At 71.5% G+C, this 15,991-nt stretch carries 9 protein-coding genes; 1 reads left to right on the top strand and 8 read right to left on the bottom strand.

The features are described 5' to 3' along the window. Positions 1–45: 45 nt before the first annotated feature. From FLV34_RS06145 to FLV34_RS06120, 6 genes are all read right to left on the bottom strand, one after another. Complete coding sequence (locus FLV34_RS06145) at positions 46–1,437, bottom strand: aspartate ammonia-lyase (RefSeq protein WP_147942581.1); 1,392 nt, start codon at positions 1,435–1,437, stop codon at positions 46–48. 9 nt (positions 1,438–1,446) lie between these two features. Next, on the bottom strand, positions 1,447–4,116 hold the full coding sequence (locus FLV34_RS06140) for an NACHT domain-containing NTPase (RefSeq protein WP_147942580.1): 2,670 nt from the start codon (positions 4,114–4,116) through the stop codon (positions 1,447–1,449). 490 nt (positions 4,117–4,606) lie between these two features. Beyond that, positions 4,607–6,157 (bottom strand): serine/threonine-protein kinase, encoded by a 1,551-nt coding sequence (locus FLV34_RS06135; protein WP_147942579.1) that lies wholly within the window; start codon positions 6,155–6,157, stop codon positions 4,607–4,609. Between the two features lie 42 nt (positions 6,158–6,199). Then, positions 6,200–7,705 (bottom strand): serine/threonine-protein kinase, encoded by a 1,506-nt coding sequence (locus FLV34_RS06130; RefSeq protein ID WP_147942578.1) that lies wholly within the window; start codon positions 7,703–7,705, stop codon positions 6,200–6,202. A gap of 98 nt (positions 7,706–7,803) precedes the next feature. Next, positions 7,804–9,456, bottom strand: a complete 1,653-nt coding sequence (locus FLV34_RS06125) for a fumarate hydratase (RefSeq protein WP_142650333.1) — start codon at positions 9,454–9,456, stop codon at positions 7,804–7,806. A gap of 298 nt (positions 9,457–9,754) precedes the next feature. Next, the gene (locus FLV34_RS06120) at positions 9,755–10,723 is read right to left on the bottom strand and encodes a DMT family transporter (RefSeq protein WP_147942577.1); all 969 of its coding nucleotides are present in this window, start codon (positions 10,721–10,723) and stop codon (positions 9,755–9,757) included. A gap of 66 nt (positions 10,724–10,789) precedes the next feature. Between FLV34_RS06120 and FLV34_RS06115 the strand changes: the two genes are divergently transcribed. Continuing rightward, complete coding sequence (locus tag FLV34_RS06115) at positions 10,790–12,211, top strand: PLP-dependent aminotransferase family protein (protein ID WP_147942576.1); 1,422 nt, start codon at positions 10,790–10,792, stop codon at positions 12,209–12,211. Here the strand turns inward: FLV34_RS06115 and FLV34_RS06110 are convergent. Together FLV34_RS06110 and FLV34_RS06105 are read right to left on the bottom strand one after the other, a co-directional pair. Further along, on the bottom strand, positions 12,201–13,454 hold the full coding sequence (locus FLV34_RS06110) for an MFS transporter (RefSeq protein WP_147942575.1): 1,254 nt from the start codon (positions 13,452–13,454) through the stop codon (positions 12,201–12,203). The genes FLV34_RS06115 and FLV34_RS06110 overlap by 11 nt on opposite strands. A gap of 83 nt (positions 13,455–13,537) precedes the next feature. Continuing rightward, positions 13,538–15,928 carry a LuxR C-terminal-related transcriptional regulator gene (locus FLV34_RS06105; protein WP_261985673.1) on the bottom strand — a complete coding sequence of 797 codons (2,391 nt, stop codon included), beginning with the start codon at positions 15,926–15,928 and terminating at the stop codon, positions 13,538–13,540. Positions 15,929–15,991: the final 63 nt, after the last annotated feature.

Raw genomic sequence — 15,991 nt, 5'->3', positions numbered from 1 at the left:
GCTCTTCCCGGCACATGGCGGACGACGACATAGATGCGCTCCCTCCTATGTGGGGCGGGTCATGGACAGCACGTCCAGCGCCCGGTCGAGCTGCTCCTCGGTCAGCGTGCCGTTCGCCACGTGGCCGCGCTCGATGACGACCTCCCGGATCGTCTTGCGCTCCTTCAACGCCTGCTTGGCGATCTTGGCTGCCTCCTCGTACCCCACGTACCGGTTGAGCGGGGTGACGATCGACGGCGACGACTCGGCGTACTCGCGCAGGCGCTCCACGTTGGCGGTGATCCCGCTGACGCACCGGTCGGCGAGCAGCCGCGACACGTTGGCCAGCAGCCGGATCGACTCCAGCACGTTGCGCGCCATCACCGGCAGCATCACGTTGAGCTCGAACGCCCCCGAGGCCCCGGCCATCGTGATCGCCGCGTCGTTGCCCACGACCTGCGCGGCCACCATCGTGACGGCCTCCGGGATCACCGGGTTGACCTTCCCCGGCATGATCGACGACCCCGGCTGCAGGTCGGGCAGGTTGATCTCGCCCAGCCCGGCGCGCGGGCCCGACCCCATCCAGCGCAGGTCGTTCGCGATCTTGTTGAGCGAGACGGCGATCACCTTGAGCATGCCCGACAGCTCGACCACGCCGTCACGCGCGCCCTGCGCCTCGAAGTGGTCCCTGGCCTCGGTGAACGGCAGGCCGGTCGTCCGGCTCAGCTCGGCGATCACCGCCTGCGCCCAGCCCGGTCCCGGCACGTTGACGCCGGTGCCCACGGCCGTGCCGCCCAGCGGCAGCTCGGCCAGGCGCGGCAGCGTCGCCTGGAGCCGTTCGAGCGCCAGCTCGATCTGGGTGGAGTAGCCGCCGAACTCCTGGCCGAGCGTGACCGGCGTCGCGTCCATCAGGTGGGTGCGGCCCGCCTTCACCACGTCGGCGAACTCCGTCGCCTTCTCCTCCAGCGCGGTCGCCAGGTGCTCCAGCGCGGGCGTCAGCTCGTGCACCACGGCGTACGTCGCGGCGACGTGGATGGACGACGGGAAGACGTCGTTGGACGACTGGGCGGCGTTGACGTGGTCGTTGGGGTGGACGGGCCGGCCGAGCCGCTCCTGCGCCAGCGTGGCGATGACCTCGTTCATGTTCATGTTGGACGAGGTGCCCGAGCCGGTCTGGAAGACGTCCACGGGGAACTGGTCGTCCCATTTGCCCTCGGCGACCTCCTCGGCCGCCTCCTGGATGGCCTGTGCCATGTCCTTGTCGATGACGCCGTACTCGGCGTTGACCTTCGCGCAGGCCGCCTTGATGCGGGCGAGCGCCGCGATGTGCGCCGGCTCAAGCCCCCGGCCGGACACCGGGAAGTTCTCCACCGCCCGCTGGGTCTGGGCCCGCCACTTCGCACGGGCGGGCACCCGGACCTCGCCCATGGAGTCGTGCTCGATGCGATATTCGTCCATGTCTCAGTCCTACAGCCTCTCGTCAATCGCATCGTTCCTGCCCGGATCCCCGCCCTCCGAACGGGCACTCTCATCCGCGGCCCCGCGTGTGACCTCCTCGGGCAGTTCCTCCCCCGTCACCTCCCGGAAGACCTCCGCGACTCCCTCCGGATCCGACCGGTAGGCCCTCCGCAGACCCCGAATGATCTCCTCGACTGTCCTCCGCACTTCTTCCGTGTGCCGCCACGCCTCGGCTAACGAGCTTGCTGCCGACGAGAGATGACCTTGCTCGATGTGCCACTTCCATTCCCACAGGTAGTCCGCCGTCAGCATTGGCCCTTCCGCCGCCCGGGCGCCAGCGGGGTAATCGTCGTGGGGGAATAGTCGGCTGGCCGTTATTCCATCGGCGGCGAGCGAGGCCAGGATCACCAGGTTGGCGGTGTAGTGGGCGTACCGGGTGATGAACGTCGACTTATTCGGGCGGTAGTCGGGGTAGCTCTGGTCCCTTCGGGTCTCCGCGGTGTGTAGCAGGCGGACGAGCAGGTCGATGGTGGGCTCGCGATCGAGGGCAGGGAGTAGGTCGCGGAGGAATTTCACGATCGGCTGCCGCTCGGTCAGCACGGCGAACGACAGCAGCGCGTACAGCAGCCCGTCGTCGGGCTGTGGGCGGCCGAAGAACGGGTCGGTGGCGGCCCTCTCGCGGGCGACCATGCTCCGCAGCACGTCGCGCACCATCCGGGCGATCAGATACTCGCCGAAGGTGGCGTGCAGGAACTCGTACGTCTGGAGTTTGCCGCCGTCCCTCTCGGCGGACGCCTGGTGGACGAAGAAGAACTTCCCGATCACCCGGTCGGCTCGGGACAGGGGCGCCTGGAAGCTTGCGGTCTGGGCCGTCGGAGTCGGGAGCAGCGCGGCCAGGTCACTGTTGAGGTCGTCGGTGGAGACCCACTGTCTGCCACGGTTGAACATCGCGAACGCCGCGACGGCCAGCGTGCGCAGCTCCGTCTCCACGGCCTGGTCGATCTGCGCGTCCGGCAGGCCCGGCTGGTGTTTGCGCACCTCGCGGCGGGCGAAGCGGGTCAGCAGCCGCTCGTACAGTTCCGCCTGGCTGAGCCCGGTCTCGCCGCGTTGCAGGGCGTTGGCGTCGGCGTCGTACAGCGCGAGCATCAGCAGAAGCAGCGGCTGCGACGCCAGGTCACCATGTGCCAGGGCCGTCTCGGCCGGCAACGGTTTCAGTCCTTGAGTGGTGAAATAGTCCTGGTTCGCGGTGTTCCATACCGACAGCCAGCGGCGGACCTGCTCCTCCTTGAAGGGCTCCAGCCGGATCATCAGGCATCCCGGAGGGAAGCGCATCCGGTCGGCGACGGCCGTGCGCGTGGTCACGAGCACGACCAACGGGCGACCAAGCTCGGCTTCTCGACGTTGGAACTCGGCCACCTGGCTCAGGTAGTCGGAACGATGGACCCCGGTGGCCTGGAGCAGCTCGTCCAGCCCGTCGAGCATGACGACCGGCAGCGCGCCGCCCGCCGACCGCGCCAGCTCCGGCCAGCTCAGGTGCTCGCCGGTGGCATTCCGCACCGCCGATTCGATTTGCTCCTGGATCGTCCCGTCGGCCGGCACCTCCCGCAGCGGCACCCGCACCGGCAGGAAGTCACCGTCCGGCAGGCGACCGGCCAGGATCTTGGTGAGCACGGACTTCCCGGCGCCGGGCTGGCCCAGCACGACCAGCGGCATCGTGGTGGCCTCGGGCGAGGTGAAGTAGCGGGCGAGGAACCCGACGATGTCGTCGCTCTGCTCCGCCTTCGCCCACCACCACTCCGCGCTCGGATCGGTCCGCTCGCCGTACTCGGCCAGCCGGAAGTCCGGGTTCACGTACGCCTCGACGAGCGTGGGCATGCGCATGCCCGAGGGGACCTCACCCGACTGGGCGATGGGCCGGTGTAGGGCTGCTCGGTGCGCCAGGGACAGCGTATGCCGGTGCTCGGGTGTCCTGGTGTTGGCGGCGACCTCGGTGAGCAGCGCCTCCAGCTCGGCCAGGCCGGTCTCGACCCGCTGCCGAGAGATCATGTCCTGCCACAACGCGAACTCGGGAACATCCTGAGCCAGCCGCCGGTGAAGTTCCTCGTACTTTCGGCGCGCGGCCTCGGGCAGCTCCACCTCGATCGCCGTCTTCGCGCGTGCCCACTCGGTCGCGTCGAGACGGTCGCGTACGGCCAGTCCGGAGACGAACCCGGTCAGCGCCGCCGCGAGCGTGCGGTAATACTCGGTGATCGAGTCGAGCATGACGGCGTACGACTGATTGGCGCGCAGACCGGCCGGCTCGATCGTCATCAGGGTGTGGATGAACGAGCCTGGTTGCGGGCCGGCTCCGGACAGCGCCGCCTGCTCGTCCCGGTCGAGGCGGAGTTCCTTCGGATCGAACGGCAGCGGCAACTCGTCCAGGGCCTCGAAGAACGCCGCCACGACGAGGACGGCCTGGGCCGCCTCCAGCCGGGCCGTACGGTCGTACCGGTTCAGGCCCGTCACACGGTCGCGGAGCTTGCCGGTCGCCTCTCCCGCCAGCCGTACCGCCTCGTCTTTGACGTCGAGCAAGGACAACCCCGGCACAGCCCCGGCGAGGGTGCCGGTGAGGATCTTCGCGACCGTGCTCTCCTGCCCGAGCAGTTTGACCGCGTCGGCGTAGCTGATCCCTTTGCGCACCGGTCACTCCAGGGGGACACCGAAGGTATTCGTGACCTTGCTAGCAGTGTCCGGACATCCGGCGCAACACTCGCCAGTCCCCCTCCACGGTTCGACGGGGGCGAGGGAGCGGAGCGGAAGGGAGTGAGGACCGCAGCGAAGGCCCAGCGGAGCGGGCTTCGCGAGGACCGGAGGTTCCTTCCGGCGCAGTGACCGACCAGGCCAGAGCTCGCGTCACCTGGTCAGTGGCGTCCGGACGCTGAGCGCGGTGATCGGCCGGGTCGGGGCTCGGGTCACCTGGTCGGTGGCGTCCGGGCGCTGAGCGCGGTGATCGGCCGGGTCGGGGCTCGGGTCACGTGGTCGGCGGTATCCGGGCGCTCAACAGCACTGACAGACCGGGCCAGGGCTCGGGTCGCCTAGTTGGTGGCGTCTGGATGCTCAACAGCACTGACAGGCCGGGCCAGAGTCCGTGGACATCTGGCCGACGGTGCCCGGAGGTCCGGGGCGACGATCACTTCGCGAAGATGAAGACGCCCAGGAGGATCAGCGCGAGGACGCCGAAGAGCGCGACTCCCATCGTCACGAGCACCCGGACCTGCGTCTTGGCGTCCGGGCCGGAGGGACTCTGCATCGCGAACAGGTCCGTGCCCAGGCTGGGCGGCTTCCCCGGAACCCCATCCCCCGGCGGTAAGGCCCCATGTGGCACGCCTCCGGGCGGCATGGCACCGGGCGGCATGGCCCCGGGCGGGAAAGCGCCAGGCTGCGGGCCAGGGTGAGGCCCTGGCATTGGCGCCGGGCCATTGCCGAAGCTGCTCCCGAAGCTGTTCCCTGAGCCGGGGCCGGGCGGCGGGGGCGTCATGGGCCCAGAGCCGGGCAGCCTGCCGGGCACCGTGGTGCTGTGCCTGTCCCCGCCCCCGGAAGCGCTCCCCGAAGCGCTCCCGGAAGTGCCCCCGGAATAGGCCCCCGAAGCGGCCTCCGAAACGCGCTCGGGGGCGTGCTCGGGCCTGCCGACGGGCTTGGCTGCGGTGTTGCCTGTGGTGCCGTTCCTGGCGCCGCCCGGAGGCGGGGCGGGGGGGCGGGGGGGCGCCGGGGGGCGGGGGACGACCATTGTGCGGTTAGCGTCGTCATCGTCGTCCTCGGGCACGTTGCCCCCGGCCGGCCGGGCGGCCGAGGCGTTGCCGTCCGGACGCGCCGTCGCGTCGCGTGCGGGTGCCGGGGGGACGGCGGGAATGGAGCCCGTGGGGGTGTCGGCGATCAGGCGGAGCATCGCGGCGGCGCGCTCAGGGGTGAGGCGCGCGGTGTGGTCCTTCACGAGCAGCCCGTCGAGGACCGGCCGCAGGGCGCCGGCCTGCGCGGGCGGGTCGGCCTCCTCCGTCATCAGGGCGGCCAGCGTCTCGCCGACGGTCGCGCGTTCATAGGCCGGGCGTCCCTCGACGGCGAAGTAGAGCGTCGCGCCGAGTGACCACAGGTCGGACTCGGGGCCGGTGTATTCGCCCCGGGCTCGCTCCGGGGCGGTGTATCCGGGCGAGCCGATCACCATGCCGGTCTGGGTGAGCGCGTGGTCGCCGAGCGCCTTGGCGATGCCGAAGTCGGTCAGCACGACTCGGCCCGTCTCGGTCAGCAGCACGTTCGCGGGCTTGACGTCGCGGTGCAGGATGTCCTGGGCGTGGGCGGCGCGGAGCGCGCCGAGCAGGTCGTAGCCGATCTCCGCGACCAGACGCGGCGGCAGCGGGCCCTCTTCGTCGATCACCTGTTCCAGCGAGCGCCCCTCGACGAGCTCCATGATGATCCACGGGATGCCGTCGGACACGATGACGTCGTGGATGGTGGCGACGGAGGGATGGCTGACGCGCGCGGCCATGCGGCCCTCGCGCATCATGCGTTCGCGCAGCTCCTGCCGTTGCCGGGGGCTGAGCGAGGGGTCCTGGCGGATCTCCTTGACCGCGATCTCCCGGCCCAGCGACCGGTCGTACGCTCGCCAGACGGTGCCCATGGTCCCCCGTCCGATGCGGGTGCGCAGCTCATAGCGGTCGGCGAGTGGCCCAGGGTGCTGTTCCGGCATATCTAGAAAGATAGCGATTCTGCCTTGGAAATCGCTTTCTGGTTACTTGATGAAGATTCGCGGCCAATACCGGCGGGGGAGCAGCAGCTTGATCATTTTTGCCACGTGCCGCATCATCGGACTGCGCACGACCTGGTGGAAGGCGGGCTCGGACGGCTTGCGGTGCAGGCCCTCGCTTGGCCGCCGCCGCTGGGACGGCACGGACGGCGCCTCCCGCGAGTAGCCGTAGTCACGCGGATAACCGCGCTGGTGCGGCTGCCCGGACTGCTGGTGAGGGCCGCTGTACGCGCCCCCGTGTGAGCCCCCATAGAAACCGCCGTGCGGACCGCTGTGCGAGCCCCCGTGTGAGCCGCCGTACGGGCCGCTGTGGGACCCGGTGGATCCGCTGTGCCGGAGCTGACCGCTCTGACCGAACTGGCCGTACTGTCCGGACTGCCCGTGCGGGCCGTGCAGGTCGTACCGCCCCGAGGCGTACGGATCGTACGCCTGCGGCTGCACGTGCTCCCCGGGCCGGTGCGGCTGGCCGTACGGCCACTGCTGGCGGTGGGGCCCGGAGTCGCGGTCGCGCGGGGTGACCTTGGGCGCGGGGCGCGACTCGGCCCGGTGCTGTCCCCGCTGGCTGCGCTGCGGCGGCTTGCGGGTCTCGGGGGCGGTGGGCTGCGGGGCGGTGGGCGGCGGCGTGGGCCGGCCGGTGCGGAACGGGGAGGCGAAGGGGTCGTCGGCCGTGCCTCCGGCCGCGATCCTGGACAGGGCGTGGGCCGCGCGGACTCCGTCGAGCCGGGCCGCGGGGTCGATCTGGAGCAGGCCGCGCAGGACAGGGGCGAGCGGGCCCGCCTTGTCCATGGGGATCGGAGCGCCGCTGGTCAGCGCCGCGAGCGCGGCCGCCGCCGTACGGCGGCCGTGCAGGCCGCGGCCTTCGACGGCGGTGTAGAGGGTGGCGCCCAGCGACCACAGGTCGGCCGCCGGGCTCGCCTTGTCGCCGAGGACGCGTTCCGGGGCGATGTATCCGGCGGAGCCGAGGACGATCCCGGCCTGGGTGATGGAGGCGTCGCCCTCCAGGGCGGCCAGCCCGAAGTCGGTCAGCACCGCCCGGTCGTCGTCGGTCACCAGCACGTTGCTGGGCTTCACGTCGCGGTGCAGGATGCCCTTGGCGTGGACGGCGCGCAGCGCGCCGAGCACCTGCCGGCCGATGTCGGCCACCCGGCGCGGCGGCAGCGGGCCCTCCTGGCGGATGAGCTCCTCCAGCGACCGCGCCCTGAGCAGCTCCATCACGATCCAGGGGCGGTCGTCCTCGGTGATGACGTCGAAGACCGTGATGACCGAGGGATGGGCGACCATGGCGGTCGCCCGGCCCTCGCGTTCGGTGCGCGCGCACAGCTCCGCCCGCAGCTCCTCGTCGAGGACCAGCGGGAGCCGCACCTCCTTGACAGCCACTTCGCGGTCGAGCAGCTCGTCACGCGCGCGCCACACAGTGCCCATCCCGCCGCGCCCGACCGGCTCGATCAGCCGATAGCGCGCGGCTAGCAAGTATCCGGACGGCGCACGCATGGGTGGCAGCTTACCGATTTGTGTAGTGCGACCTGTAGAGACCATGCCGGGAAATTGTTGAGATCTTCTGTCAAAGATCCTGACAACCTCCCCGCAGATCAGCGCCTTCCGATGGTAAGGACGGGACCGGTGGTGTCGGCGAAGAAATCGTCACCCTTGTCGTCGACGACGATGAAGGCGGGGAAGTCCACGACTTCGATCTTCCAGACCGCCTCCATTCCCAGCTCCGGATATTCCAGGACCTCGACCTTCTTGATGCAGTCCTGGGCGAGCCGGGCGGCCGGGCCGCCGATCGAGCCGAGATAGAAGCCGCCGTACTTCTGGCACGCCTCGGTCACCTGCTTCGACCGGTTGCCCTTGGCCAGCATCACCATCGAGCCGCCCGCGGCCTGGAAGCGTTCGACGTACGAGTCCATCCGCCCGGCGGTGGTGGGGCCGAAGGAGCCGGACGCGTAGCCCTCGGGGGTCTTGGCCGGGCCGGCGTAGTAGACGGCGTGGTCCTTCATGTACTGCGGCATGTCCTCGCCGGCGTCGAGCCGCTCGGCGATCTTCGCGTGGGCGATGTCGCGGGCCACGACGAGGGGGCCGGTGAGCGACAGCCGGGTCTTCACCGGATACTTGCTCAGCTCGGCGAGGATCTCCGGCATCGGGCGGTTGAGGTCGATGCTGACGACGTCGCCGCCGAGGTGCTCGTCGGTCGTGTCCGGCAGGAAGCGGGCGGGGTCGGTCTCCAGCTGTTCGAGGAAGACGCCCTCCGGCGTGATCTTCGCGAGCGCCTGCCGGTCGGCGCTGCAGCTCACCGCGATGGCGACCGGGCACGACGCGCCGTGCCTGGGCAGCCGGATGACGCGTACGTCGTGGCAGAAGTACTTGCCGCCGAACTGCGCGCCGATGCCCAGCTTCTGGGTCAGCTCGAAGACCTTCTTCTCCATCTCCAGGTCGCGGAAGCCGTGCCCGCTCGGGGAGCCCTCGGTCGGGATGGAGTCGAGATAGCGGGCCGAGGCGTACTTCGCGGTCTTCAGGGCGTACTCCGCGCTGGTGCCGCCCACGACGATCGCCAGGTGGTACGGCGGGCAGGCGGCGGTGCCGAGCGAGCGGATCTTCTCCTCCAGGAAGGCGAGCATGCGCTTCTCGTTGAGCACCGCCTTGGTCTCCTGGTAGAGGAACGACTTGTTGGCCGAGCCGCCGCCCTTGGCCATGAACAGGAACTTGTACTCGTCCGGGTGGCCGTTGGGGTCCTCGGCGTACAGCTCGATCTGGGCCGGCAGGTTGGAGCCGGTGTTCTTCTCGTCCCACATGGTCAGCGGGGCCATCTGCGAGTAGCGCAGGTTGAGCTTGGTGTAGGCGTCGTAGACGCCGCGGCTGAGGTGCTCGGCGTCGCGCCCGTCGGTCAGCACGTGCCTGCCGCGCTTGCCCATGACGATCGCGGTGCCGGTGTCCTGGCACATCGGCAGCACGCCGCCGGCCGAGATGCTCGCGTTCTTGAGCAGGTCGAGGGCGACGAAGCGGTCGTTGCCGCTCGACTCGGGGTCATCGACGATCTTGCGGAGCTGGGCCAGGTGGGAGGCCCGCAGGTAGTGCGAGATGTCGTGGATCGCGGTCTCGGTGAGCAGCCGCAGGGCCTCCGGCTCGACCTCCAGGAACCTGCGCCCGGCGGCCTCGGTGACCCGCACCCCCTCGCTGGTGATCAGGCGGTACTCCGTCTCGTCCGGTCCAAGCGGGAGCAGGTCGGTGTAGTCGAACTCCGGCATCGTCCTCGGTTCCTCGTGGTCTGCCTGGTCGGGCGTGCCCGCCCCGCGAGCCGCCCATGGTCTTTGCACAGCGTACGGCTCGCGGGCGATGGTCATCATGCCCGGGCCATGCGTTCGTTTTGAACAACTTCAAACCGGATATTCGATCATAAATATGGATAAATAACACAGAGGACAGAGAGAGGAGGGGCCATGCATGGCGAAGTATGGGTCATGGTCGTCTTCGCGATCGGCATTCTCGTGGGCCTGGCGGTGTCGCTGCTGACGCTCGTGTTGCGGCAGGTGAAGGAGGGCGAGATCACCTGGTGGACCCCTCCCGGGAGGCGGCGGACGCCGAGCGAGGAGCCGCCGCCGGCCGAGCGGGGCCCCGAGCAGACCGAGGAGACCGAGCACGCCGAGCGCGCCGAGCACCCCGAGCGGGTGACCGGAGCCCGAGGGCGATCCCGCTGATCACGAGGGCCGCTCCGGCCAGGTCGGCCGCAGAAGGGACGGCGATCCCCAGCAGGGCGGCCGTCGTGAGCGCCCCGACGGGAACCACCCCGGCGAACAGCCCGGCCCGGTCCGGGCCCAGGTGAGGCAGTGAGCGATACCACAGGAAGAACGCCACGGTCGTCACCACCAGCGCGAGGTAGGCGAGACCACCCGCCTCCGCGGCGGTCGGGACGCGCAGCATGTCACGGCCGTCCAGGACGAGGCCGGTGACCAGCAGGAACGGCACCGACAGCGCGGCCGTCCACGCCGACAGCCTGAGAGGGCCGATCAGCGGCAGCAGCGGCAGCGCCAGCAGCGAGAAGCACAGCTCGCAGACCAGGGCGCCCAGCGACCACAGCAGCCCGGGCAGGTTCCCGCTGCCGGCGCCGGTCGCCAGAGTGGCCCCGGCGGCCACCACCAGACCCGCGGCCACGACGCGCGGGGAGGGCCGGGCGCCGGTGAAGATCGGGCCCACCAGTGCGAGCGCCAGCGGCACCGTGCCGAGGACGATGCCGGGCAGCGCGGGCCCGGCCGCGCGGTTCGCCTCGACCACGCAGAGGTTGAACAGCAGGAGCCCCGTCAGGGCTATCGCGACGAGCAACCCCCACTGACGCGGGCGGAGCCGTACGTGGCCGAGCCCGCGCGCCCGGGCGACGGCGAGCATGACCACGGCGGCGAGGGCGTAGCGGACCGCCTGCCCTCCATAGACCGGATAGTCCTCGATGACGCCGGAGACCGCCGCCAACGTCCCCACGAGGAACATCGCACCCGCGGCTCCGGCCACATGAGTGTTCATGCGAGGGATGCTAGGGACGGCTTGGTCCTTACTGCTGGTCCAATCGGCCGCCGTTAGAGTGGACCAATGGCCGATCTTCATCTCGTGGTCGACAGGGCCGCGGGCGGGCTCGCCGGGCAGATCGCCCGCGAGCTGCGCGAGGCGGTCCGGTCCGGGCGGCTCGTCCCCGGCGCCCGTCTTCCCGCGACCCGCGACCTCGCCCGCGATCTCGGCCTGTCGCGCGGCGTCGTGGTCGAGGCGTACGAGCAGCTCGTGGCCGAGGGGCTGCTCGAATCGAGAACGGGCGCGGGCACGAGGGTCGCGGCCAGGGTCGGGGCAGGCGTGGCGGCAGGGGTCATGGCGGGGGCCGGGCGGCAGGCCACCCCCGAGCGGCAGGGAGAGCGGCGGGAGGACGGCCGGCCCCACTATGACCACCGGCCCACGTCGCCGGACCTCGGCCTGTTTCCCCGGCAGGCATGGCTGGCGGCCGTCCGGCACGTGCTGGCCACGCTGCCCAACGACGGGCTCGACTACGGCGACCCCGGCGGCGTGCCGGCCCTGCGCCGCGAGCTCGCCGCGTACCTCGGCCGGGTGCGCGCGGCCGACGCCTCACCGGACGATCTGGTGATCATGACAGGGGTGGCCCAGGGGATCAGCCTCGTCGTCGAGGCCCTGGTGCGCGACCGGGGCAGGCGCGTCGTGCTGGCCGTGGAAGACCCGACGAGCACGCGCATGCTTCCGCTGCTCCGGCGGGCCGGGGCGGAGATCGTCCCCGTGCCCGTCGACCATGAGGGGATCGTCGTCGCGGCCCTGCCGGACGACGCCGACGCCGTGATGGTCACCCCCGCGCACCAGTACCCGACCGGCGTCGTGCTGTCCCCGGCCCGCCGCGCCGCGCTGGTCGAGTGGGCGGCCGACACGGGCGCTCTCGTGCTCGAAGACGACTACGACGCCGAGTTCCGCTTCGACCGCGACCCTGTCGGATGCCTGCAGGGCCTCGCGCCCGACCGGGTCGTGCTCGCCGGCAGCGTGAGCAAGGCCCTCGCCCCGGGGCTGCGGCTCGGCTGGATCGCGGCGCCCCCGCACGTCGCCCGTGCCGTACGGCTCGCGCGCGGCGAGTCCGACCTCGGCTCGCCGGTCGTCGACCAGTACGTGTTCGCCCACCTGATCGAGGGCGGGACGTACGACCGGCACCTGCGCCGGGTGCGCAGGGAATATCGGCGGCGCAGGGACGCCCTCGTCGGAGCGCTGGCCGAGCACCTGCCCGGGATGACCGTGCGCGGCATCTCGGCCGGGCTGCACCTCTATGCCGAGGTCAACGCCGAGGGCGGGGGTGATCCGGGCGGCCTCGCCGAGGCCGCCCGGGCCGCGGGCCTGACCACGGAGGTCGTCACCTCGGCGCACGGATCGCCGGGGCTGGTGATCGGCTTCGCCCGCCTGCCCGCCCACCGTGTCGCCGAGGCCGTACGCGTCCTGGCGAAGAACGCCGGAGGGGGCGTCAGGGAGTGACGACGGTGGTCGTGGCGGCCGGTTCGGCCTTGCGCGGCTGGAAGCCGCGTGCGAGCAGGATGATCGCGGCGGCGAGGACGAGCGGCGCGCCGAAGGCGACCCGATAGCCGGAGGCGTCGGCGAGGCCGCCGACGAGCGCGGCTCCGACGATGAACCCGACGTAGTTGAACATGTTGACGCGGGCGATCGCCACGCCCGTGCCCGCGGGGTCGAGGCGGCCGGCCGCGGAGAACGACTGCGGGGCGACGACGGACAGGCCGATCCCGGTGAGGGCGAAGCCCGCGATCGCCAGCGGCACGGTCGGCGCGGCCACGATCGCGACGAAGCCCAGCGTCGCGACGGTGCCTCCGGCGCGCACGATGGCGGCCGGGCCCCAACGGCGCACCGCGAAGTCGCCGCCGACCCGCACCAGGAACGTGGTGAGCTGGTAGGCACCCAGGGCCAGCGGGATCACGGTCGCCGAGGCGTGCACGACCTTGTCCATGAAGACGGTGCCGAAGTTGGAGACCGACGAGTCGCCGACGTAGAGGAACGCCATCGCGAGGCACAGGGGGATGATCGGCCGCCACGCGACGCCGGCCGGCTTGGCCGCGTTCGCGGTCTGGTCTGTGGTCTTGGCGGGGGCCGGGGCCGCGCGGTGCTCCTCCTCCGGCCGGTAGAGCCAGAGCGACGCGAGGACGGAGACGGCGGCGGCCGGCACGAGGGCGATGGCGAACGTGACGGGCAGGCCGAGATCGAGGGTGGCCGCCGCGGAGGCCCACACCGAGCCGATGACCGCCGCCACGCTCCACAGCGCGTGGAACCCGGTGAGCACCGCCCGGCCATACTCACGTTCGACCGCGACACCCTGCATGTTCATGCCCGCGTCCACCCCGCCGAGGCCGAGGCCGAACAGGATGTTGGCCGCCACCAGCATGGGGACGTTGGGGGCGAGGCCCGCGAGCACGACGGCGGCGCAGGCGACCGGCTGCACCACGCGCAGGATCAGGCGGCTGCCCCATCGCGACGCGGCGGCGCCGGCGAGCGCGCTCCCGGCCCCCGCGATGACCGGGACGACGAGGAGCAGGATGGTCAGCTCGCCGTCGGTCAGGCCGTGCTTCTTCTGCAGCGCCGCCACCTGGGTGAGCAGCGTGGCGAAGGTGAGGCCCTGGACGAAGAACACCGCGAAGGTGGCGAGCCGCGCCTGCCGGTCGCGGGGAGCGGGGGCCGTGCCCCGCGCCGACGCCGTGTCCTCTACTGGCATCGTGGGCCTCCACGAACATGAGGGGGGTTCAAGTTTCGGCCAGCGTAGGAGCCGCCACCCGCCCGGTCAATGGGGTGCGCCGGTCAGGACCTGCCGCCCGCCCTGCGTGCGGCCATCCAGGCGGCGATCTGGGCCCGGGAGGCGAAGCCGAGTTTGTCGAGGATGTGCTCGACGTGGCCCTCCACGGTGCGCTGCGAGATGACGAGGGAGCAGGCGATCTCCTTGTTGCTCTGCCCCTGGGCGATCAGCTCGGCGATCTCCTGCTCACGCCGGGTGAGCGGGGACGGCTCGGCCGCCGGCGCCGCGGCCGCGGGGTGTTCGGGCGGGGTGGGCTCGGCCTCCGCGACCGTCTCGTCCACGCGCGCGGGCTCACGCTCGGCCCGGTCGCCGATCGCCTCCTCGATCGCCTCGTGCATCGTCAGCCGCTGCCCCCTGCGGGTCTCGCGGCTCAGGGCCCGGTCGCCCAGACGCGTACGGAGATCGTCCAGGCACCGCCCGTGGAACTCGGTGAACCGCTTGTCGCGGCACGGCGTCATGCCCACGGAACGGCCGATCTCCTCCGCAGCCGCGAGCAGCCGGGCCGCGAGAGCGTGCCGGCCCTCGCCGGCCTGCACCCAGGCGATGACCTCCATGCTCATCGCGATGTTCAGCCGGTCGCCCAGGTTGCGGGTGAGAAGGAGGGCTTCGCGTGCCATCGCCAGCGCTCGGGCGTTCTCCCCTGCCTGCCACAGGTCGATGGCGAAGATCGTGTACACCCAGGCCCGGCCGGTGCGCTCGCCGTGGGCCTCGGTCAGCGCGAGAGCGCGCTCGAACAGCTCCGTGGCACGGGCATGGTCGCCGAGGTAGCCGACATCGGCCGCGAACGTGATGAGGGCGGTCAGCAGGCCGCTCAGGGTTCCGACGGCCTCCTCCTCCGCGACCGCCCGTTCGAGCAGCCGGTTCGCCTTCGCGTAGTCGCCTGAGTAGTGCTCCGTCATTCCGGCCATCAGGGACGTGTGGGCGAGCACTTCCGGGTCGCCCAGGCCCTCGGCGAGCGCCCGGCTCTCGGCCAGCAGCCGCCGGCCCCTGTCGATGTCCCCCTGGATGAGCACCAGTTCCGTGTCGGCGCACAGCGCCAGCGCCCGCAGGACGGTGGGCTCGGGCGCCGCCCACAGCATGCGGTCCAGCCAGTGACGGCCCTCGTTGTAAAAGGCGTTGGCCAGCCAGCAGGGGTCGTTCAGGCAGAGGGCCATCCGCAGCCCGGTCTCCGCCTCGCCGGGCTCCTGCAGGCAGAAGTCCATCGCCGTGCGCAGGTTCGCGTGCTCCAGGTTCAGCCGCCTGAGCCAGGAGGACTGGTCGGGGCCGAACCACTCGGCGGCCGCCTGCCGCGCCAGCAGGAAATAGTGGTCCCGGTGCCGCCGCTGGAGCGCCCGGCGCTCCGCGGGCCCGCCGAGCCGCATGCGGCCGAACTCGCGCAGGGTGTCGAGCATGCGATAGCGGACCGTGCCTTCGTGCTCCTCACGCAGGAGCAGCGACTTGTCCAGCAGCGCGTCGAGCAGGTCGAGGACGTCGTCCCGTTCGATGCCGTCGCCGGCGCACACCGCCTCGACGGCGTCCAGGTCGAAGTGAGAGGGGAAGATCGACAGCCGGGTCCACAGCGTCCGCTCCGCCGCGGGCAGCAGCTGGAAGCTCCAGTCGACCAGCGCGTGCAGGGTCTGCTGACGTGGCACGGCCGCACTGCTGCCTCCGGTGAGCAGGCGATAGCGGTCGCGCAGGCGCTCGACGAGCGCGTTCACCGACAGGGCCCGCAGCCGCACCGCGGCGAGCTCGATGGCCAGGGGGATGCCGTCGAGCTGGCGGCACAGCTCGGCGACGGCCGCCTGGTTGTCCTCGGTGACGGCGAATCCGGGCAGGACGGCCGCCGCCCGTTCCGTCAGCAGGCTGATCCCGTCGTACAACTCCAGTGATCTGCGGTTGAGCGGCCGGTCCGGCTCGGGGACGGGCAGCGGCGAGACCTTCATCCGATGCTCGCCTGTGATGCCGAGCGACTGCCTGCTCGTCGCGAGGATGCGCAACTCGGGGGCCGCCCGCAGGAGCCGGTCGGCGAGCACGGCGCAGGCGTCACGCAGGTGTTCGCAGTTGTCCAGCACGAGCAGGGTCCGCTGCGAGGAGAGCACCCGCTCCAGCGCGTCCAGCGGGCAGTCCGCGGTCTCGTCCCGCACGCCCATGGTCGCCGCCACGGTCTCCGCCACGAGCGCGGGATCGGTGACGGTGCTGAGGTCCACCAGCCAGACGCTGTCGAACGCGCGGCGCTGCTCGGCGGCGGCCCGCAGGGCCAGCCGGGTCTTGCCCACGCCGCCCACGCCCGTGAGGGTCACCAGGCGCGACACCGAAAGCAGCCGCCTGATCTCGGCCAGCTCATGCCTTCGGCCGACGAAACTCGTCAGGTCGGCTGGAAGGTTGCCGACCTGCCGTGTCACCGCCCCCGCGACCACGCTCCTCACGCTAAGTGGCCATGAAGTCCCCGGTCAATTCCGGGAGGGCGATGCCGGGCGTAG

The sequence above is a fragment of the Microbispora sp. CSR-4 genome (assembly GCF_008033685.1).
In the GTDB taxonomy this organism is placed as follows: domain Bacteria; phylum Actinomycetota; class Actinomycetes; order Streptosporangiales; family Streptosporangiaceae; genus Microbispora.
Note: the sequence above shows the minus strand (reverse complement) of the source record. Positions and strands in the feature narration are given on the sequence as shown.

Bases quoted from the DNA above. Each gene is read 5' to 3' on its own strand.
- FLV34_RS06130 (WP_147942578.1), bottom strand. From the start codon at position 7,705: ATGCGTGCGCCGTCCGGATACTTGCTAGCCGCGCGCTATCGGCTGATC.
- FLV34_RS06125 (WP_142650333.1), bottom strand. From the start codon at position 9,456: ATGCCGGAGTTCGACTACACCGACCTGCTCCCGCTTGGACCGGACGAG.
- FLV34_RS06135 (WP_147942579.1), bottom strand. From the start codon at position 6,157: ATGCCGGAACAGCACCCTGGGCCACTCGCCGACCGCTATGAGCTGCGC.
- FLV34_RS06120 (WP_147942577.1), bottom strand. From the start codon at position 10,723: ATGAACACTCATGTGGCCGGAGCCGCGGGTGCGATGTTCCTCGTGGGG.
- FLV34_RS06115 (WP_147942576.1), top strand. From the start codon at position 10,790: ATGGCCGATCTTCATCTCGTGGTCGACAGGGCCGCGGGCGGGCTCGCC.
- FLV34_RS06110 (WP_147942575.1), bottom strand. From the start codon at position 13,454: ATGCCAGTAGAGGACACGGCGTCGGCGCGGGGCACGGCCCCCGCTCCC.
- FLV34_RS06145 (WP_147942581.1), bottom strand. From the start codon at position 1,437: ATGGACGAATATCGCATCGAGCACGACTCCATGGGCGAGGTCCGGGTG.